This is a genomic window from Ohtaekwangia koreensis, assembly GCF_900167975.1.
In the GTDB taxonomy this organism is placed as follows: domain Bacteria; phylum Bacteroidota; class Bacteroidia; order Cytophagales; family Cyclobacteriaceae; genus Ohtaekwangia; species Ohtaekwangia koreensis.
On record NZ_FUZU01000001.1, the window covers coordinates 3,149,854 to 3,171,513 of the forward strand.

Consider the following 21,660-nt stretch of genomic DNA (forward strand, 5'->3'; position numbering starts at 1 on the left):
TTAGAATCTATATATTATATTATATTTCAAACATTATATGCTTAAGCCATTCGTGTGTCTCCGCTGGGAATCGGAAAATCCCCGACCGGTGGTCGTATACGCGCAGGCATTGTCGGTCGCATGCGTGTACGCCACGTTGCTATATTTGACTGAATGAAATTATACCTTGCCGGTGAACGTTGCTGGAGTACAGAAGGATTTGTAATGAATGTAGCGATCGATTCAGCAAAATCTTCACTGGGGCCTCCGTCAACGGCATATCTGGATACAGGCTGCTCGTTTAACGTAGGATCAAACCAACGCGATGTCGTGATGATGTGCTGCGAAGGCAATTGTGTTTGATTGGCTATAGCAGCGCGTACGGCAGGCTGCCCTATATCATATAGCACCTCCGGATTTCCAACCCATCCGACAGCCGCTTTGAATTGTACAAACGTCTGATTGTTCTGCGAAGCCATGGCAGCTTCCGCTACACCATGTCCTAGTTCATGCGTGATGGTGCGCGCTACATCTCTGCTTCGATCCGGTGATGCAATCGGAGCCCCCTGCTGTGTGTTTATACCGATTGCCGGGTTTGTCGATCCACTGAATGCTTCAAATATAGTGAGGTTGCCTGCACCAAAAGAAGCACCTATAGATGTATCCGGAATGCCGGCCCCAGTTGCATCAGGCTCGTATGCTACTTTAAAAAAAGTTATATTCGTGATGGTAGGTACTGCCCCCATTACGCTGGCCATGTTTTCAATTCCATCTATGATACTGGTATAGTCTCCTGACGCGCTTCCGGGATCCCACGACTGCCACCCGGTAATCGTTACAGGCGGTATACCTCTCCGCGTGCTACGCAGCTCCTGCTCTTGTTGTGTACCAGTATGAACATCGACAACACCAAAGTTCAGCATGACATACGCATCGAATTCCTTCCTGGTAATGTTACCCGTAGGCCTGAACCGCGACTTTTGATTTGCCGAAAATAAACTTCCGGGAGCCGTGGCTGGTGCTGCTTGTCGTTGAATTAATAGTGTATTATTTCGTTGTTGAATAAACGATGCGAATGGCTTTAGCCGAAGTGTTCCCCCATCGTCACTATAATTTTTGCGTGGCATAAAGCTCACCTCCGGAATGTGCGGAATCTTATCTACCTCTGAGGCACTGATTATATCTCCAACGTGTAATGCGTTATTCGAGCATACTTGTGATGAAGGTGTCACGCTGGCAGATTGTGATATAGTAGTTTGCTCATGCATCTATTTACAGTATGGTATATATATTATAGTTTATAACAGTATATGGTTAAGGGCAAGCCGGTGGAGTATTTTGCTCTACCTGATTTGGCCCCAAAAATATTTCACGTATAGCATCCACATGTGCCTGCACAACGATCCGCCTTGCTTCCTGTTGTGCTTGTGTTTGCATGTCCTGTATACGTTGCCCGCGTGGCATCTCTATAGTAATGATGCGCATAGCCTGACGGTTGCGTGACGGATTCGATGCATCACAGACTGCAGTACTTCCCCAGCCACCGAGACTGACACCTTCACCCCGATGATCGGCCGTAGGTTCGCCTCTGCTCCTGCGTTGACGCTGTCCAGGTTGTGCAATCGCGGGGTCAAGTGCATACGTAGTATTCTCACGAGATGTACCCAAACGATTACCGCTTACAGCTGCACCACGGCTTTGTGCCAGGCGTGCCATTTCCAGTGCTAACGCTCTATCGGAAGTATATCCTAAGGCAATTTGATTTTGATCTGTTCTCGGATCAGCAAAAATTCCAGCAGCACTATCACTATGCATAGCATGTACACTTACGATTCTGCTGGGCCTGATGCTATTGATAAGATTCAGCAACATTATATTTTCACGTTCTATAGGCCTGGCTCTGCTATCCAGTGAAGTAGCCGGATCAAACGATCTTCCGAATTCCGGCATCTGCCGATTCGGATCTACACCGCGGGCACCGGTATATCTCCCTACGTTTGTGTCTGCCCGGATCGCTGCAGGATCGCTCTCCCGTATAGCTGCGTTATCCGGAAACAAACGCGGTACAATAGTAACAGTATAGTAAGGTCGCGGTCCGGTTCGCAATTGATTAAGCAATGTCTCAACAACTTCAATTCCCGATAACTCAGAGCCATGTACCCCTCCCAACACCAATGCCTGGTTACTGGTTGTTCCTGTAAACTGAAATGCATCTATACTCCTGTTGCCAGCAGAATCTCCAAGATGAATGGGTGCCGGTCCACTTCTGGGTAACGCTTCGGCATGTGTAGAATATTGCCTGTCGGTATGCTCGGTAATTATTCGCTGGACAGATGTATGGTGTGTTTTTTGTTGAAGCGTATGTGTTAACTCGTGCGCCAGTAACCGTTTACCCGCTAAAGACTCCGGTGTATATTTACCGGAATTAAAGTATATATCATTCCCAACGGTAAAAGCTTGCGCGTTCAGCGCCTCAGATAATTGGGAGGCCTCTTTACCCGCATGAATATGTACCTTGGAAAAATCCGCACCAAAACGACTCTCCATAAAACTTTTGGTCGGTATATCTAGCGGATTACCAGTACCTCGTGTTGATGTTATTCTATTACTGACGGAATCTGGAATAACATCAGTGCCACCAGACATTTCTTTCTTCTGAATAAATGAAGTAAGTGGCTTTGGTTGGGCATTTTTGTCTTCGTAATAAAGACGTTTCCGTTGCACAAAATTGTTCGCAACCATATCAATAGCCTTACCAGGCATTGTGATCGCTTTAACACCAATCGCGGAGGAAGCCGGTTGCGTTTTTTGTGTGGACGTTAAATGCTCATGCATTAATAATATACTATTGATGTACTATTAAATTTATTTTACAAGCAACCGAGACTCAAAAAGGTGAGTAGCATATTATTCACCTGACTAATTCCTGCCCCATTCCTTATTAAGGTTTTGCTTTAATCCTTCAATTTCTTCATCTCTACTTTCCGGTTCTTTGTATACTGTATAAGGTATATTTAATACTGTTGCCAAGAAAAAGGCAGCTAAATCCTTTATGCGATATTTATAGGCATTTCCTTGCATGGCTTCCCTACTTCCTTCATAATACACACTGCCTGTATTTTGTAATAGAGAACTGAAGTCCTTCACAATGGCTTGTCCTAATGCCACTACATGTTGTCCCGTTCCTCCATTAAGGAAGCCAGGGAGCCCCCAAATGTTTGCATTCACACTTCCGCCTTGTCCTAGAATAGAAGCATATAATTGAGAAAGTTCATTTTTTAAATTGTCAGGAGGAAAATTTTTTTCTTTTAGAAATAAGATTTCTGAACTTAAAAAACGTGCTTCTTCCGGAGCGTCATGATCCGTGATCAATTCATAAAGCTTATCACGATTTCCTGGATAACTCCATATTTCATTTAGCAAGGTTTCATCCATTCTGAGAAAGAGCTCTATAAATCCATATCGAAGTAAAGTTGATACTATATCCTCATTTCTATAGGCTTCCATAATTCATGCTTTATAGGCTTAATATCATGCTCTTTCATCTGTTAATTGACTACTAGGAATCCACCCATCACGACCAACATGTGGGCCATCCACTACACGGATAAATACCATACCCGCCAATGCAGGATCTGGTGAAGCGCTACGCATGATATGAACACGGGTACCGGTTGGTAATAAACGTGCCGGAAGATTTCCCGGAAGATGTTGATTAAGATTTATATTATTAACATTTGTAATCTTCACGTCTACGGCCCGTAAGGGTATATTTGCTGTACCTGCTGAAGTACTTCCTGAATTCCATATTTCAGTAGACTTTATAAATGTAGATGTCGGGACACCACGTGAGGCAATTTGAAATGGTATTTTTGTTAAGGCTCCTGCTGCATCGGTTCTCCACCCCCATCTTACGGACCCATAATACATACCAGTTTGTACTCCTTCAAATGCAAATGCCGTAGTTTCAAAAATTTGACCTGAATTTACATTAGCATCATTTAGCCCCGTTTCGTCATGTAGTTTGGCATCGTGTTGTTGTAAGGCACCGCTACTATCAGTAAATCTAAATCCATGTTCTCCCCACGTAGCATTTGGTGGCAAAGAATTTAACTGCGTTCCTGTAGATCCTTCAACAGCATACAATGGATTATTATTTGTTGCAGACTGATCAATATGAAATCCTTCATCAGTCTCTCCGGTTGTCGCATTTGTAGTAATAGCAGAAGCAGCTCCAATCGAACGACCTCTCACAGTAGCATCATTATTGATTTGATAGGGCCGACCATTCTTCACAGAATTTACAATCTGTACAAGACCAATTTTAGTTGCATTAACATTGCTTTGGGGTTTAAATTTCATATCCATAGCAACAGAATGCTGTGCTCCGCTTACACTGGTTGTATAATTTTCATCTTCCCACTCGCCACCATTAGTCTGCAACGTGGCGCGCTGAATAATCTTTGGTCGCATTGCATTTATTGTACCATTTTGTTGAATTGTATGCGTCAGTTCATGCGCCAACAAATGCTTTCCTTTTGATGACTCCGGAGTATATTTCCCCGAATTAAAGTATATATCACTACCAACAGTAAAGGCCTGTGCGTTTAATTCAGACGAAAGAGTAACTGCATCGCTATTCGTATGAATACGTACCCCCGAGAAGTCTGTACCAAAACGACTTTCCATAAAGCTCTTGGTCGTTGATGGCAGCGGACTACCACCTCCTTTTGTCGATTGTATTTTACTGGAGACAGCATCGGAGGCAACGGTATTGCTACTGTCGTTTTTTATTTCCTGTTTCTGTATAAAAGAAGCTAGGGGTTTTCGTTGTGCATGCTCTTCCTCTTCACACTCCGTGCACTTGCGTTGAATCAGTGCATTCTCTTGCATGCGCATCACCTGGTCAGCAACGGCATCGGCCTGTGCCTCCATCGGATCATTAACAGCACCTACTGTCAGCTTGCATTGAACGTTTGCTGCTGCTGACTCCATTCCTATCTTCTCCGTATTTTTTGATGGCCGCATACTCATATATAGTATATTTATAATTACATCGTCTTACCTTCTTTCTTAAACTCTTTGCGGATACCTTGTAGCAAGTCATCGATCGTGATGACTTTATCATTACGATTCAACGCCAGCAACGAAGCATACTGTACTATATTCATGATCGATCCTCCGGAGAGTTCATATTGCTGGGCTATACGTTCCATATCACTGCTGGGGGGAGGCTGACATGCCGAACTGAAAGCACTGTTCCAAAGACGAAGTCGTTCTCGGGGTTGCGGTTTCTGAAAATGTATAATGGATTGCAATCGTCTTGTGAACGCTTCATCAACGTTGTTTCTCATATTGGAAGCGAGTACTACTAGTCCCGGGTAATCCTCAAGTCGTTGCAGCAGGTATGCAATTTCCTGGTTGGCATATTTATCATGGGCATCCGATATACCTGTACGTTTTCCAAAGAGCGCATCGGCCTCATCAAAAAATAAAATCCAGTTTTTATTTTCCGCTTTGCGGAATACCTTTTCCAGATTCTTTTCCGTCTCTCCTATAAATTTAGAAATGACCATTGACAAATCAACGCGGTATACATCGAGATTATATAGTTTGCCCAGCAGCGCTGCCGTAAGTGTTTTACCGGTTCCGGGAGGTCCATGAAATAGAGCTTTGTAACCTGGCTTGAGTTTCTTATCCATTCCCCATTCTTCATATAGCGTACGACCATGCTTGAGCCATACCCGAAGCTCATCAAGTTGTTGTGCAGTAAACTCATCTACTACCAAGTCACTCCATTCCATTTTGGTAGCCAGGCGCTTTGCAGGAAACTCCGTGCTGAAGGTTGGCTTGCGTACATTTCCCGTTGTAAAGAAATCGACATACTCTTCTGTTATCAGAATAGAACTGCTATAGAATGGTTCGCTGGCTTGTCCTTGTTCAAGGCTGATGATGTTATGAGCCGCGAAGATGTGATCCGGTTCAAATAATTTATATACCCGAAATCGGTAACTAAGATCATTACCTGCCAGTAAAAAAAGTGCTGTTTCGATGGTGGGTATAAATCCACTATGCCGGCTTCCTTTCACGCCACCGAATTCAGTATAGCCTCTTCCCAATGCTTTATTGACAGAGAAAAATACATCCAGTAAGTGAGGTTGCACGTGTGGAATTATCGCCAGGATCAATACCAATCGTTCGTCCGCATTAAGTTTATAATAGTTGACGAACTCTGCATAAATAGAGGTATCGTTGGCAAGGTCCGGTATAGATATAGTATCTTGTATAGTGGAAGGATCTTTAGTGGACTGTGTGGAAGCGCCTTTGGGTGTGCCTCTGTTCAATATCTTATTGATCCAGCTATGCTCTTCTTCCTGCTGAATTTCAAATTTCTCCTTCGGAAAGTAATCTTGCAGCCGTTCATTTACAACGCGCGCGAACCATGCGATCTCGCGTGCAAGCGTTTCTGCATTGCGGTCCAGCGGGGCGGCTGTCATTGCGGATTCTGACAGGATTATTTCTTGTCCCATACTTTCATTTTTACCATTCAACATAAATTGGATAGTCATTCCATGGCATCATGATAACAGAATATCCCCAGGGAATTTTATCGAGCAACACATCTATAGTCTTTCGTTCCACTCGTAGTTGCCAATGCATATTGGTTCTAACGAGTACGCCATCGCGAACGAGAAAAGCATCCCGTAGTCCTTGAGTTGAACTATTTCTCAAAGCACTCCAATGTTCAATAACAGCACGCAATAAAACCTCAGCTTCGGCAAGGTCTTCACGACTAAGTTCAGCATTTACAGGTATTGGTTCTTCTAGTGGTACTCCGCATATAATTTTCTCCAGTACCAGACTATATTCAGGAATGTATTCTTCACCCGTACCAAGAAACCCTACAAGTTGCACAGCTTTGTACTGCGCAGGCTTATTTTTCCAGGCAACACCTTCCAGCAACCCAAGCTTCTGAAAAAAAGGACGAAGGAACTGCGCCAGTAAAATAACACCGCCGTGCTTTGTTATATATTTTTCGTCAGTGACGATCGTATCATGAACGAATGGGGCAACCTTACCCTCTGCTGTAGATTCAGGTAAACCTGAACTTGCTTTTATGTTCCGCCAAGCTTCCACTATACTTTGTGAATAGGCCGCGTTATCAATAAATAGATCAGGTATTGATCTGTCAAATACAGATTGAAAGGAATCCTTGGTATAGCCTTTACTTGAAAGCCAGGGGATCGCCTTTAACAGAACCGTTGTAATGAAAGACTTTGTCTTTTCTGTATACATTTCGTGCCCTATATATTTTTCAATCTTGCGAATCCATTCCTCTATCAGTATAATTCCTTGCGTGAGTTCGGTAACCATAATGGCAACAGCATCTTGCACTTCGCTATTCAACTGAAATACAATTCTGCTCCACATGGCAGCATTCGTGCAATTCGCCTCTAGAAATGATTTTACTTCATGAGGATGCTCCTTTACCAATACCCGTGCAATGTCATTTAAAATGACATCATTTTGATCAACCCACCAGGGTGTTGTTCCGTGTAACAATATATATTTGAACAATTCCAACTGCGAATGTCCGACAGAAGTCCTTCGTTCATGATTTGGAAGAGCCGCTATTTTTTGCACTAATGCCTTTTCAAATTTATCCGCGAAGATATCCACGAACGTATCCTGAAAGGAATGCGAACTAAATATACCCAAGTCGAATGCCAGTGTATCAATCTGAACGGAATCACTTTCGGGTATATATTTCGAACATACACGATCCATTACTTCTTCGATCCGTTGTTGAAAAGTCTGAGCAAAATTATGACGCATGCCAAGCGCCTGCCCTTCGTCAGGACAATGGATCTCAATCTGTAATTGATTTACTATATGTTTCATGTTCCAATGCTTTTAAAGAGATCATTATTCTCCGCTGCATTCGTCTTCACAGCAACCACATGGTTTCAAGGTATTGATCGCTTCTACTAACGGATTAACATATTCGTAGGACGGCATTTCAGTAAGTGCCATTTCTTTAAGCCATTGCTGGTATACTTTTTCAAATTGCTGCATCTCGCTTGTACCAATCCAGATCACTTTCACATGTACATGTGCCGGTGCCTCGGACTGAATTGTCTTCTCTACCAACGCTCTGAACGTTGGATCCCGAAAGCGCTTTGGCCAGCAAGGCAGTATCGCGGTGGCCCGGAATGAATACGGATCCTCATTATGGTCACAGGGATTTTCCTCGCAGTATAGATCGAGTTCAAATGCAAAGAACCTCATCAGGTTTTGAATCTCAATCTCGATATCATTCGGCACCGATTCATTGTTCTCTATTTGTTGCCGCGTTCTTTTGTTGAACACGAACAGACTTTGTGCCAACACTGTATCATTTTCACCATGAATGGTAAAGCTATATTTCAAATCCCCGGGTTCTTCCTGCTGGTTTGAAACAATCTCGTAGCTTATGCGCTCGGAACCATACTCCTGTAAATCGCGAACACGCTTTGCCAGTGATTCGTATCGTCTGAACTTAAGTGGTATGGGCTCTTCACCTTCTTCGAGTGAAACCTCCTGGAAGAGTATAGATTGATCGTACTTTTGTGATGCCGGATTCAATCTGAAATACTCAAGAACCCAGGGCATTTTGTCATAACACTTCCGTGCCGGAATTCTTCTGATTTTCTTGCGGTAATTCGGCACTTCTGTTTCTTCCAGTCCTTTGGCGCGATCACACTCATCCAGGCACACATCGAGTAATTTTACTTCTATACTTGCATTGCCCTCATCCAATACTTCATCGAATTTAGGACGCAGCAGTATATGTTCTACCAGGTGAAGTCCTTCATTGTCGTTCATGCGATCGATCAACTGCTGCAGACGTTTATATACTTTCTCCCGGTCCTGACGTGAATTGAATTTCTCACTATATGCTAGCACTACCGCTTGTTCTTCATCCGTATTGTCCCAAAGCTCGAATGAAAATGTTCCAACTTTGCCGGCCGATTTCCGAGTATGATGTTTCAGGTCGTCCTGGAAATTAAAGTATTTGCGCTCATCCGCATACGTCAAAATCTCATTGATTAAAAGGTCGGTGCAACATCCTTCAATCACGTCTACACTTGTGAGTAGTATTTCTTTTGTTTGTGGATCTATAATTTTAATAACGTTCAGTGGCTTGCCGGATTTGTTAAGCTTTTGTGATGAAGTATTTGTTTTAGAATCCGTTACCAGAAGCGGCTCCACTACCAGGAAGTCAAGGGACAATGTATTGCGGTCTGCGCATTTAAATCCAAGTAAGCGGCTTACTCTTCTTTCCGCTCCGGATACATTTTCAGTGTCCCATATATCTGTGCGCGCATAGTTATAGCCTTTACCACGATTTGTACTGATCTTATAGTACTCGCCATGCGCAAGTATCCTGATCTTATCCGCTACAAGACGTTGCTCTACTTTATAGGGCGTTAGCCATCGTGCTATATTTTCATACTCAGTAAGATCTTCACTGAAGCGTGCGAGCATATGATTCAGAAATTTATTCCTCCGTACCAGGAATTTCTTGGGAGTTTCCACCAGGTTTTCCAGCACTTGCGTGAAGTCATTCAGAATCTGGTCCCAATGATCGGCACCTCGCCCCTGGTGATCGATCAGTAATTTTTGAAGGTCATCTATTTGCGTTAATGGGCGCGTATAGTAAGTATGATCAACCGAGTCATCGAACGTAAACAGATCTTTTATATGATTGAGCTGCACAAGATAATCCGCCATCAACTGTTCAAAGAAAAGCAGGTAGCCCTTGAGTTGCAAAGCCTGTACTTTCCTTTTATCGGAAGCATCTGCCGGTAACCCTGCACGCTCGCTTACACCATAGCACATCGGAAGTGATTCTGTGATGGGATAATAGTCTTCAAGCTCCATATACTCTCCGGTAGGTACTGGCAGATCGCGCTCTACACCTTCCAGTTTATATTTACGCTCCAATACCTTATGATCGTTGAACATCTTCAGCATACACTCCGGCTTCCTGTCATTTGGCGATCCAAGGTTATAGGTGATGAAGTCACGCTGCTTGCAAAACATCATGGTAGACATGGCAGGCTGTATCCTGGCGATCTTCTTCTCCTCTTGCAAAAAGGTGACCCATTCATTAAAATAATTTCTTCCGCTGCTATCATCATCAAAACCCAGGAACGGAAGCCGTAGATATGTAATTGCTTTTACACCGGGTATATCTGCAATTTCGCTTATGATATCCGACAAGCGTATATCGCGGTACAGATCGGTCTTCTCCAGTTCCACCGTTTCTATAAAGCCATGTTTCAATGCAGGACCTTCAAATATTTCATCTATAGTATATCCCTTTTCCATCATTTGTCCGATGGTATAAAAAGGAACAGAGGGTGTAAAGTATCGGTAAATGGTGAAATATATAGCCGCTAACACAACATCGGGATCGGCATATTCTTCCAACGCAATGGAACCTGCTATACCAAAGTCTTCGTATTCCACTGCCTGCACGCTCAGGAAATCTTCGCACAGATTACGGTGACCGGTAAGACGTTCGATCACACGCTGGCGGACTTCGTCACGTTCTTCATTCCGGATCACATCTTCTTCATACTCTACCATTACATTATAGAGTCCCTCAAATTCCACGATCTTGGAAGGTGTAAAAGGTATAGCACGGATCAATGCTATATTTTCTTCATATGATTTTCTCCGTGCCTCCCGCTTGACTTTCTTTTTTTCAAGCTTGGTGCGTTCGGTGATGAGCAGATCTTTCTCTTCACCATCTTCCATGGCATCGATCTTCACGGTAAGCTCGGCTATCTTGACTTCCAGTTCAGTGATTTTTGTATTCACTTTCGTAATCGCTTCCTGGAGTTTTGCTATAGCTTCTTCCTTTGATGCGGTAACTTGCTCTGGTGTAACGCGATCTAACAGTAACTTTCCATAGCAGCCTTTATTTTCGGAATCTTCACAGCTACAATCGTGATCATCTTTTCTTTCATAATGATTATAGTTGATCCAAAGGGGGACTTCATAGTCTTTACTGGGTTCAATCCATGCATTTCGAACACCTTTTACATCGATGATTATTTTGCGATAATCATTGAGGGTAAGTGGACTGTTGTGAAGGATTTTCCGTGCAGTATAGAAGATCTCTTTCCAGGTATCGGGTGTGAGTTGTTCAGGAGCCAGCAGATCTTTCATTTCGAAACCCGTGCGATAGCCGAGATCTGTGATGGCATAACTTACTGCTTCCAGTATTGTTATACCCGGATCTGAGTTGTTATACTCTGTCCAATGATCGCTGCCTGCTTTTTCTATATGTTTAAAGCCCTGCTTGCGAAGTGACACATAGTCTTCCGCAGGTAACAAGGGATTGGATTTTGCGAGTGTGATAGGCTCTTCCATAATTTGTTCTATATACTGTATATACTATACTTAACTATTCTCTTTAACCTCCAAGCTATTTTTTAGGTCTCCCCGATCGCTTCTTGGCGGGAACATCCTTCTTCTCAACTTGCTTGCCGGAGGCTGACGCTATATCTGTATTTGTGTGTTTAGTTGTTTTCACGGTCGCAACTGGTTTAAACGCTGGCCTTGCTATATTGGCTTTTTCATTTGTACTCCGCTGTGGCGTGCGCTTTGATTCACGCAGTTTTTCGCAAGGTGTAAGCCTTGGCTTTTCTTCATACGGAATGATGATGTGTCGTGGGGCTGATACGAGAATGGATCGCGATGTGGATGGCTTGGCAACGACCTCTCCTCTAAACTCAGATTTGTCCTGCAGTAAAGCTTCAATGTTATCGCATCCGCATACCTTGCTCAACGTTTCAATAAGATCTTCATCATCACCGGAATCATCACCGCTTACGTTTTGCAGCAAGTATATCTTCCATGACCTGTTTACGGGTGAGCTTACTTCCTTGAAAGTATATCCCACAAAACTGAAGGTCAGGATTACCGATTCCATGGTACCTGGATGTAGCGTGAATGCTCCACTTGCATCGGTAACCGTACTTGCTGTCGCTCCTTTGACTTGTACCGTAACACCCGCTTGTGGCGCGCCCGATGTGCTATCATATACTATACCGGTTATGATGGGGCGGCCATCCGGTGATTGTGTCACCGATGACTGATCTTCCTGCAATTCCCCCGGCAAACAACATTCATCTTTGCAGACTCCCATGATGAAATCAGTTATGAAATCAACATATGGTCTCTCTTCAATGAAGTTAATGATGGAGGATGCATATATCTTCTGACCGAATACAACATCAGCATTTTCATCAAAGGCCCATGGGGTCAGGAAGTGCACGATCTCTTCATTGAGCTTTTTAAGGTAGTATCCTTTGTCTGTACCGAGATAGAATTTCACGCGAAAGAAAACCAGTACTTGTTCATATAGCGGGTTCTTCGCATGAACGCGCACGAAGGGTGAGGTGCGTTTCTTTATATAGGATTCAATCTCCAATAGTGTCCTTCGACTTGTTTTGGGCTGCAGGGGATTGAGTGCATTCCTGTTCTTAAAATTAGCGATCGGCACGATTAACACATGCCCGGGTGCTACCTGCGGTCCACAGCAATCATCTTGTCCCGCTATAGTATATATACTGGTAGGGTCCGTGTGACGGCATAAACATTCCGGGTCGGCATTTGGAATCGCTTTTACTTTGTAGACGGTCGGGAACCGATCCAGGATAAGATGCTCATAGTCCCATACATTGATCGCGCGTCCCTTATGTCGCAACCGCTCGCTGACACGGGTATAAAATTCTTTTCCGATCTCCTGGTGTTTTCCATCCCAAGAAGCGAAAGGCTGGATCACTTTGCTCACCTCTGCAACTTTAACAGCAAGCTTGCTGATGCTGCCAGCAGCCAGTGCGTTGTCGAAGTGTGTTTGATCATTTTGCCGATCTTCAAACTTTGCGATCACAGCTTGTGCCACAACATCTACCAGGTGTGGAATGCGATTCGCGTGCTCCGTAACACTTGCGCAAAACCAATGCAAGCCATTTGTAATGATAGTGTTGTTACTCGTAATATCGGCCGGTACATCTATCTTTACTATACCGGTAGTCTGAAAACCATAGGTGTCATCAGCGACTATATTTTCACCTTTCAATGGACGCCACTCATTGTTTGTAAGATAAGACCAGTGAATGGCCGGCGGATCGTTGTCTTCATCTTCCGCGCTTCCTTCTGCAAACTGGAATAACAGCGAGAGCGTCTGCAACGGCTTCAATTTCTCTATACCTATAAAGAGCATACCTTCTTCCTGCAATAATCCGGAGTACTGATTGGCGCCACCTTCGATTCTTTCCCGTACACCACTGGCATCAATCATCAACTGGTCTATAGCCGTAAGTTGTTTTCCGGCTGAACTTTCTTTCGTGTGCAATCCGGAGTATACTATAGGATAATCCGACTTCGGATTTGCTGTTGCCGTCTTCACGGTAACAGCACTATATTTCGCATATGGATCCAGGTATGTAAATTGAGGTAATAGATTACCCTTGGTATCAACGAGCAGGTCCTGGTTTATAGATAATCGATTAAGCAGTTCGCTACCCGTTGTTGAGGATGCTTTAGCAGAATCCTTGACTGTTGAATTTTGCAACCTCGAACTTCTTTCACCAAGATCAGCTTCAACTATACCGAAAGGATATACCTGGAAGAATTGATCTGTACCGGCTTCAAGCCTGACCAGTTTCGAATGATAGCTGATGGAAATTTCTTTTATTTTCAGATTCTGCGCAGTCTGCTGCATCACCTCAAAAATCCCTTGATCGCCAGTAGCGGTTTGTTGCCGGTTATACTCCAGTTGTAAAAAACCCTTGGTAGATTTATGAGAGTATATTTCATCATATACGATCGGATGACGGCTTAGTATTTTATTGCCGCTTTCTGCCGCCAATACATTCTGGGCAAGGTCATCTATAGTTACGTAATTATCATCTGCAACCAAGGATATCCAACTGCGAGAAGCCAAACCGGTTAAGGTATATTCACCGTCATTGGCAGCGGCAGCAACGGCTTTCCGGCCAATGATAACACTATCAACAGGATTTGCCAGCCGGATGTTAACAGACAACGCATCGAGGGTTTTATTAAATACTTCGGAGCTGCCTATATATAGACTTTTACCTCTGTTGGGATAGGCCGTGAACGGATCAAATACTTTAGACGGATCTAAAGCACCATCATCATTTTGAAGTGTCAATGTTTTTAGTCCGTCAAAATGCGGAACTGCTGGCTGATTAGGACCTGTCTGGCTAATCGAGCCAACCCATACATCCAGCGCGGCATTTCTAAATTCTATATTCTTGAAATCTTCCTCAGGCATTTGTACGGAAGGTCCCATAAGAACCTGCATAACAGGATATATAGTATCAAATGCATCTTTATGTACTGCGGCATCAAAAGAAACAATGGCCGCCTCTCCCGGAGGCAGCAGCACCAGCAGTGTATCTCCGCTAAAATGATAGCAGGCATACGTCACAGCGGTTTGCACATCGAAGACAGTGTTGCCTGCGCTGGGTAAACTTTGCGCTGTTTTGGAAGGCATTGGTTTGTCCACAACAAGCCAGCCCTTTTCAGTTGTTAACTGTATCCTTACCTTGCGCTCCGCCTCATTAGCATCCGAAGTATATATTTTGCTAAGTCCTGCAAGCTGGTAGGCAATTAACCGCATACCACCTTGCAACACCAATTGTGGCGATGCAACAGCAAAACCTATAGCAGCCTCGTTTCTGTTATACAATTGGTTTTGTACTGCTTCAATTCGCTCGCATATATTTTTAGGATTCCTATTTATATTAATCCGTTTGCCGAGTGACGGCCATTTAGGATAGGGATCTGTAAACTTTTCACCGTATCCATCTAAAGAGTTTGCCACCGGCTGCGCGTAGATGCCGTTGATGATAGTCGTAGTGTCTTGAAGTTTTTTGTCAATGAAAATCGTTTTAAGCTCCTTTACTTTAGCCTGGTTGACCACCAGGTCAGTTTCGGTTTTATATACTTGCTCTTTACCTGAAGTATCTTTCCCGGCAGAAAGTTCCGTTCCCGGAGCAACTGCATATTCCGCCACATCTTTTGCAAGTTCAAAGACTATATGTACGCGATCCGGAACCGATGGCTTTTCGGTAAGCTGGAGAACATCACGGTAGTAAAAATTCAGCATACGCTCCGTTATACCATTCATTTGCTCCTGTGCAAGTCTGAACAGTTTGAGAAATGCTATAAACAACGCCATGTGCGGCTGGTGCGCAGGATATTGTTCCAGCGCGAATGCTAAATAGCCTGATGATTCATCTACAAGTTTTTGTGTGAAGCCATAGAATGAGAGAAATATATCCTCAACGTAGAGCGCGGCATTTCTGATCTTTGCTGCTTCATCGGCTCCCTGGTATATACTTCCGTCCGCTATAAGGGGTTCTTCCAATCCCCATAAGGCTTTATTCTTTATCTCGGAATAATCAAAGTTTAGTGTCTTGCCAGGGTCTACCAGTTTAAAACCTTCCTCGTACGAAAGTATCTTTTTGAATTGTCCTTTCAGTGTGGATTGTATAGCAAGGGTAAGGTCTTCATACAACGGGTTTTCAGGAATCGCCAATGTATACCAGCGGTCAATGCGCGCTGCCATACCAATGATCGGGCTGTAAAGTGCAGCATATATACCGGCATCCGGATCCTGCTGAAGATTTTGAAGTGTCTCTTCGAAATCTTTCTTTATCTGTGCTATATCTGTCAGCGCTATACCGGCTGCTATAACGGCCATATCGCGGCTGAAGAATTCACGCCAGCTTCTCTTTGCTGCGGGAAGAGTATCGTCCGGATTACTCTCTGGCAAATCATAGAAGCGGATCTGCGATGCATAGCGTTTTATAAACACCAGTAATTCTTCGATGCTGCGTTCATCTATAGGAGCATACGCAGGATCGAGTGCCTTGAGGTAACGGCCTAATTGACCGGAACCGTCTCGGGTTATTTCGGTGTGACAGTTGCAGCTCATGAGTGTTCAATGTTAGTGGCCTCGTTCATATAGAATGGGAACACATAGTTATACCGTGTGTTGGTACTGATGATGGTATATTGAATCGTGATCAGCAGCCGTCCCTCCTGCTGATTCACTTCCGTGGAGAGTTCTTCTACTTTGATTCTGGGTTCGTGGTATACCAACGCATCATGGACGATCTTTTCGATCAGAGCAATGTTGGCAACGTTCATTACTTCAAAAACTTTCGGCTGCAGGTTGCAACCAAATGTTGGAAGCATGACGCGTTCGCCCGTGACCGTAGAGAGGATTATATATATACTGCTCCGGACATCCTCTTCCTCGCTAAGCATTTCAACGCCATACCATTCTCTGCGGAATGTAGGAGGAAAATTCCAGCCTGTTCCTAAAAATGATTTATCGATCGGTTTCATGATGATGATTTCTTTTTGTCTATACATTAACCTCCAATGAGTACGGTCGGTAAACCGCCTGCTATACTTCCACCATGGGCTGTGGTATCGCCTTGCCGCGCTGCCGGCTGCCCTCCGATCATCACCGAAGATGAACCCCGTGTGATACTATCAGGCGGCCCGGCACAAACGCACATGCTTCCCATCGTAGCTGCCGGTTGTCCTCCGATCAGCACGGTAGGTATACCGGGCGGCATGATCGGTCCGCCTGTATGCGGATTACCATTCGGGTTTGCCATCGGGCAAATATGATTATCGGTGATACGTGCAGCGGCCGGCATATATATACTCTTTAGTTTATCATTACCTGTGTACCCTTGATGATTACATTCTTGCCGGCTCCGGCTTGTATCGTAATTCCTTGCGCATCCATCTTGACGCTGTTCTGATTTTCATCTTTCATCTCGAACGCATTCGAGTCATTGTTGATGATGAGTGACTTCTCACCTGCTCCGGCCGGTACCCGTAACGTGAGCCGTTTGTTGGTATCATCAAAAATCAGTTTTATACCTTCCCGTGTAACAATACCATGTTGTGTTGCTCCATCCTCTTCCGGCAGTGGCGACTTGTGTGCATCTTTACTATGAAGGCATCCGAGAATAACCGCTTCGCGCGGATCATCGTTGAGAAACCCGATCACTACTTCATCATTTGCTTCCGGGCGGAAATATATACCTCTGTCCGATCCTGCATCCAGTGTGGCGACCCTCGCCCATATACCTTCGTTGCCGGTTGTTATCAAGGGTATATGTACTTTTACACGATACTGTCCACCTTCTTCGCTGTCGTCAATATCGGTTACTATACCGATCTGTAAACCGTTCACACCTGGAAGCAATCCCGAAGACGGTTTATCCATTACATCTTCCTTGGCATAAAACCAATCATCACGCCAGCCGAATTGTATATCGGTGTGCCAGACTTCTTCGAAGTGGTGTAGTACACCGGTTACAAATACATTTCCATTAAAGCGATCGCCAACGCCTTCGAGTGTAACCATGGTACCAGGCTTTACTGCGGCATTGCCTTCAATGCGTACTCTGCCAACAGCTTTGGACAAATGATTGCGCAATGCATAGGCGTCAGACCAATCCTGTAATTGCGCCTGTGTTAGACGACCCGAGTGAACGAGTTTTACCTGCGCTTCGAGCACACCTGCCAATTCATCAGAAGAAAAATTTCCAGTCTCAGCAAATGTAGAATCACCCGCCTCTGAATTTTCAACCTCTTGCTGCGTATAGTCCCACGCATGACTCGTGATCGATTGCTTTACTCTGCGTGCATCCATCTCGGCTTCAAATTCAAGTATATTCTGGCCAAACGTTGCAACCAGTACCGGCTCCGTTGTGGCGTCCGGTTTCTTTACGATCAGTGTACCATCATCGGTTAACACCAGCATTCCATTGGCTTCTGCACGTATGACTATAAAGTCCCAGTCCGTGGCGTTAAACTGTACTAATTGTTTGTGATTAAATGTCGTTGCTTCGATATCCTTTTCAAGATTACCCGCCAGCGTGTCTATAACATCGCTATCTGTTTTAGCAATGTGATATATACTTTTGCGGGCAGCCGTAAGCTTGATCGCATTGTCCTTGGCTTCGATCATCAGCAAGGATGACGACTGCTGTCTTACCTTGACCGCATGCTTTACAATGATCCCCTTGAATACCGTTTCAACTTCGCCATGGTATCCGAGTTGAATTTCAATCTCGTTGCCGGGCTTGAAATTGTTATCGTTGCTAAGCGGAAAATCCCGTTCGGATGGTGAACCGTCTGCAAAGGTGAGTTTCGCGGATGCGATCTTGTTGAATGACTTATTCACGGTGATCTGCAAGAGCAGTGCCTCGTGGTTTAACTCTACACCATTCACAAATACTTTCTGGCTGACAACATCCGTGGCAGAATCCGTTCCGGGAATCAAACTATCCAGTCCCATATAGATCTATTTTTTTGAGAGTGGTGGAAAGAATAGTTCTGTTCCCGCTTTGAGTTTGCGGAAGTTTTTAATCCGGTTAACGCGTGCCACCTGTATATAGTAATGCTGATTATTATATACTTCACGTGTGAGCAGCGGCAACAGGTCGCCTTCCTTTACAGTCTTGCGATGGGTCAGGTCTGGCGATGAAAGCATTCCCAATACATCGCTTAGTCCTTTTATAGTACGCTCGGTAAAGGTGGCACTTACTTTTGCCCGTATCGGCAGGCCGAACATATCAAACATGGTATAGGTTACATTCGAGGAATTCATAATGCATACATTGATGAATGTCCCATACTGTACCATGAGGTAATGCGGCCGGTGTATACTTCCGCGGATGTTGGTTGTTACTCCACGAAACAATGCCATTTGTGCTGTTACCGGTATCTTTACTCCATTGGTATTTACACCCGTTCCATCCAGGGTAAATTCAATTGTAAAGGTTCTTGGATTGGTCTTTACATAGGTAGGCTCAGAGCCCTGCTTTCCGGGAGGACATGGTCTGTTCCACACAAGATCCTCATGTACACTAAAGCTCTCGGGATTGAACATCGCTATAAATGGCAATCCCGCAGGTATACCATCCACCGTGGTGGGAATGATCTTCAGATTGAAGGGTAACTTGGCAAGACTTTGTACATCCATTATCGTTCAAGTTTTTCGCGAATGATTTCCAATATTCTTTCAGCTATTTCTGCATCCGAGTCACCATCAGTGTTGCTGCTCTGCGCACTGCTTTGTGAGCTTGGTGAATTTCCATTACCAGGGGCATCTACCACCGCCCGGATAATCACTTCATTAATTTGTACAGGCATTGCTATAGTATTCTTTCAAAATATTGATAAGCAAATTCCAGTGTCTCAACAACAACTGAATTGTCGTTGGCGCGGAAATCGGAAGACGACCACTTCAGTGGATAGGCCTGAAAAACTTTCCAGGCTGCTACACCGGATTCCGTTTCATCCATGAGTGTGATGAGTATATCTGCGGGTTGAAAATCATATATAGGCACCGTGAAATATGTATTCATCGCAGACTTAAACCAACCGAGTATAGCCGTATTAGTGAGAAGTCCCCGTTTCAAGACCAGGTTTGGATACTTGGCTCGCTTGGGAAGTTTATATACAAACCGGTTCTCTCCTCCTTCCCGCAGTTCTTCCGTTTCAACTTCTACGGATAAACCGCTTACTTCCTGAAAGCGCTGCTCAGTATCACCGGACATACCGCTGACCCCGAGAAACTCAACTTTAAAATGAAAACCGGAAGGAGGATAATAGGCTGGCATATACTATACAGGCGTTACTGTGATACCTTCGTGTGCAAGCTCAATGGTTTCTATTGCAATTTCATTACCACTTGCTTTTAAACCCGGTCCTTCACATTTCACCGGCCACGCCTCAGATATAGTCCATACAAACACCGGATTGCCCTCATCGTTGAGCAGCGTAATGACGAGCGTGCGTCTGGTTACGTTGGGTTCACCGAAGTTGTTAAACCAGGTATATAGATCATTGTTGGCACTTACAAGACCGCGCTTTAACGAGATGTTTCCTGCTTTGCGCAGTCCTGGTCTTTTTAACGGAAGTGTTTTGGCTGACATCAGCCCGTCACGATATTCGATGGGTTGATTTTCAACGGAGAGTCCGCTTACTTCTGAAAACCCTATATTATCTCCACCCCACGACACGGTGAAGTGAAAACCAGTTAATGGATAAGGCATATAGTATATAGTTAATGATTACGAATGAATAAATATGAATAATGGAGCACTACGATGTTTGCATCATCTGCTCAAACTTCAGGATGATAAACTCTGCAGGACGTGCAACGGCCATACCGATTTCAACAATCATGCGACCTTCCAGTATATCTACGGAAGTCATGGTAGATCCCAGTCCTATATTTACAAAAAACGCCTGCTCGGGAGTTGCCCCTGCCAATGCACCATCTCTCCATTTGAGGTATAGATAATTTTCAATCATCGCTTTTACCTTTACCCAGGTCGGTGAAGTGTTCGGTTCGAAGATTGCCCAGTTCGAAGATTTCTTGATTGATTCTTCTACCACGCTGAAGAAGCGTCTTACATTTATATACCGCCACTCATTGTCGTTACCATCGAGGGTTCTTCCTCCCATGACAACAGTTCCATATCCTGGCATATTGAGAATAGCATTGACAGATTTACCGGTATCAGAGTTCACGTTGAGAAGATCGTGTTCTGAACGGGACACCGATACTCTTGGCTTCACAACGTCCATGAGACCAACGTTGGCAGGAGCCTTCCAGAAACCACGCTCCCGATCGACACGGGAATATACTCCGGCCATAGCGGCTGATGGTGGCAGCACGATATGATATTTACCATATTCTGCAGCGATGGCGTTATACATACTCGAAGCTGTATTTTTCAATACGGATAAAGCTACGCCTGTCTTATCATCTGCCGGTACGGTTGGCGCAGCACCATTTATAGTATGCGTACCAATGGTGAGTGCATCGAAATCGAAGTTATAGCTATAGGATGTTTCAAGATACGGGTAATATACCGCGCCATATCTTCTGATGGAGCCATCTACGGGTATAGTACCTATAGCGGTTGCTACATCTGCATTGACAGAGCTCGAGGTCTTCGGCACGGTGGTCAGATATGTATCCATGATCGCAAAGCGGTCTTTGAGTGTAGCGGCCTGATTGATCATCTTCTGATTGACTGCTTCATATGCAGCTTGCGCTGCAAGATTAATTGCTTCGGGCACTACCAGCATCGTGGGTGTATCTTCATTGGCAATGATGTCGAGGCCACGTTCCAGATCGGCCTGTGCTACGGTTCCGGTATATCCGCCAATCGAAACGATATAGCACCTGCCGCCACCGTTGGTGAAGAAGTGTCTCAGGGCATAGTATAAAATATGGTCGCTGGTGTTTGCTGTATTTACCGTGATCGTGGTTTTGAATCCAGTCGTTTGTGTACCGGTCTTCAATTCATCTACCGCCAGGGTTACATTCGTTGCTACCTCCGTGGGAGGTCCGCCAAAGTACTGCTTGAAATCAGCGAGGCTGGTAATGGGAGTTGGTACATCGGTAAGATCACCTGCAACAAGCAAGGTCGCTTTTTCAGTATACCCAATAAACGCGGGCACGGCTGATTCAACTTCAGCGATGGATGGTGGCAGAAGAGATATTTCTTCTACATAAACACCGGGTGAACGATAGTTGGCCAT

The 21,660-nt window shown here is 44.5% G+C and carries 16 protein-coding genes; all 16 read right to left on the bottom strand.

The features are described 5' to 3' along the window. Nucleotides 1-41: 41 nt before the first annotated feature. The 16 genes from B5Y40_RS12405 to B5Y40_RS12475 all read right to left on the bottom strand — a co-directional run bounded on the left by B5Y40_RS12405 (nucleotide 42) and on the right by B5Y40_RS12475 (nucleotide 21,660). Nucleotides 42-1,247: a hypothetical protein gene (locus tag B5Y40_RS12405; RefSeq protein WP_079686966.1), complete on the bottom strand. Its 1,206-nt coding sequence runs from the start codon at nucleotides 1,245-1,247 to the stop codon at nucleotides 42-44. Nucleotides 1,248-1,293: 46 nt separating this feature from the next. Further along, nucleotides 1,294-2,814, bottom strand: a complete 1,521-nt coding sequence (locus B5Y40_RS12410; protein ID WP_079686967.1) for an eCIS core domain-containing protein — start codon at nucleotides 2,812-2,814, stop codon at nucleotides 1,294-1,296. 84 nt (nucleotides 2,815-2,898) lie between these two features. After that, on the bottom strand, nucleotides 2,899-3,486 hold the full coding sequence (locus B5Y40_RS12415; RefSeq protein WP_143785716.1) for a hypothetical protein: 588 nt from the start codon (nucleotides 3,484-3,486) through the stop codon (nucleotides 2,899-2,901). A gap of 24 nt (nucleotides 3,487-3,510) precedes the next feature. After that, entirely contained in the window at nucleotides 3,511-5,007 is a 1,497-nt protein-coding gene (locus tag B5Y40_RS12420) for an eCIS core domain-containing protein (protein ID WP_221408913.1), read from the bottom strand. A gap of 23 nt (nucleotides 5,008-5,030) precedes the next feature. Further along, nucleotides 5,031-6,548, bottom strand: a complete 1,518-nt coding sequence (locus B5Y40_RS12425) for an ATP-binding protein (protein WP_245840525.1) — start codon at nucleotides 6,546-6,548, stop codon at nucleotides 5,031-5,033. Beyond that, nucleotides 6,520-7,881, bottom strand: coding sequence for a contractile injection system tape measure protein (locus B5Y40_RS12430; protein WP_079686970.1), 1,362 nt, complete (start codon nucleotides 7,879-7,881; stop codon nucleotides 6,520-6,522). The genes B5Y40_RS12425 and B5Y40_RS12430 overlap by 29 nt, the downstream gene beginning before the upstream one ends. A 24-nt stretch (nucleotides 7,882-7,905) precedes the next feature. Beyond that, entirely contained in the window at nucleotides 7,906-11,403 is a 3,498-nt protein-coding gene (locus B5Y40_RS12435) for a hypothetical protein (protein ID WP_079686971.1), read from the bottom strand. 55 nt (nucleotides 11,404-11,458) lie between these two features. Further along, nucleotides 11,459-16,006, bottom strand: a complete 4,548-nt coding sequence (locus tag B5Y40_RS12440; RefSeq protein WP_079686972.1) for a carboxypeptidase-like regulatory domain-containing protein — start codon at nucleotides 16,004-16,006, stop codon at nucleotides 11,459-11,461. Further along, nucleotides 16,003-16,422: a GPW/gp25 family protein gene (locus B5Y40_RS12445; RefSeq protein ID WP_079687188.1), complete on the bottom strand. Its 420-nt coding sequence runs from the start codon at nucleotides 16,420-16,422 to the stop codon at nucleotides 16,003-16,005. Before B5Y40_RS12445 ends, B5Y40_RS12440 begins: the two co-directional genes overlap by 4 nt. Nucleotides 16,423-16,448: 26 nt before the next feature. Beyond that, nucleotides 16,449-16,742, bottom strand: coding sequence for a PAAR domain-containing protein (locus tag B5Y40_RS12450; RefSeq protein ID WP_079686973.1), 294 nt, complete (start codon nucleotides 16,740-16,742; stop codon nucleotides 16,449-16,451). Nucleotides 16,743-16,753: 11 nt separating this feature from the next. Next, nucleotides 16,754-18,397: a type VI secretion system tip protein VgrG gene (gene vgrG / locus B5Y40_RS12455; RefSeq protein ID WP_079686974.1), complete on the bottom strand. Its 1,644-nt coding sequence runs from the start codon at nucleotides 18,395-18,397 to the stop codon at nucleotides 16,754-16,756. Nucleotides 18,398-18,403: 6 nt separating this feature from the next. Continuing rightward, complete coding sequence (locus B5Y40_RS12460; RefSeq protein WP_079686975.1) at nucleotides 18,404-19,084, bottom strand: CIS tube protein; 681 nt, start codon at nucleotides 19,082-19,084, stop codon at nucleotides 18,404-18,406. Further along, on the bottom strand, nucleotides 19,084-19,254 hold the full coding sequence (locus B5Y40_RS29635; RefSeq protein ID WP_159453689.1) for a DUF5908 family protein: 171 nt from the start codon (nucleotides 19,252-19,254) through the stop codon (nucleotides 19,084-19,086). The genes B5Y40_RS12460 and B5Y40_RS29635 overlap by 1 nt, the downstream gene beginning before the upstream one ends. Nucleotides 19,255-19,256: 2 nt before the next feature. Beyond that, nucleotides 19,257-19,724 (bottom strand): phage tail protein, encoded by a 468-nt coding sequence (locus B5Y40_RS12465; protein WP_079686976.1) that lies wholly within the window; start codon nucleotides 19,722-19,724, stop codon nucleotides 19,257-19,259. Nucleotides 19,725-19,727: 3 nt separating this feature from the next. Next, a complete protein-coding gene (locus B5Y40_RS12470; RefSeq protein WP_079686977.1) occupies nucleotides 19,728-20,159 on the bottom strand; it encodes a phage tail protein in 432 nt (143 codons plus the stop codon). Nucleotides 20,160-20,208: 49 nt separating this feature from the next. Beyond that, nucleotides 20,209-21,660, bottom strand: a complete 1,452-nt coding sequence (locus tag B5Y40_RS12475; protein WP_079686978.1) for a phage tail sheath family protein — start codon at nucleotides 21,658-21,660, stop codon at nucleotides 20,209-20,211.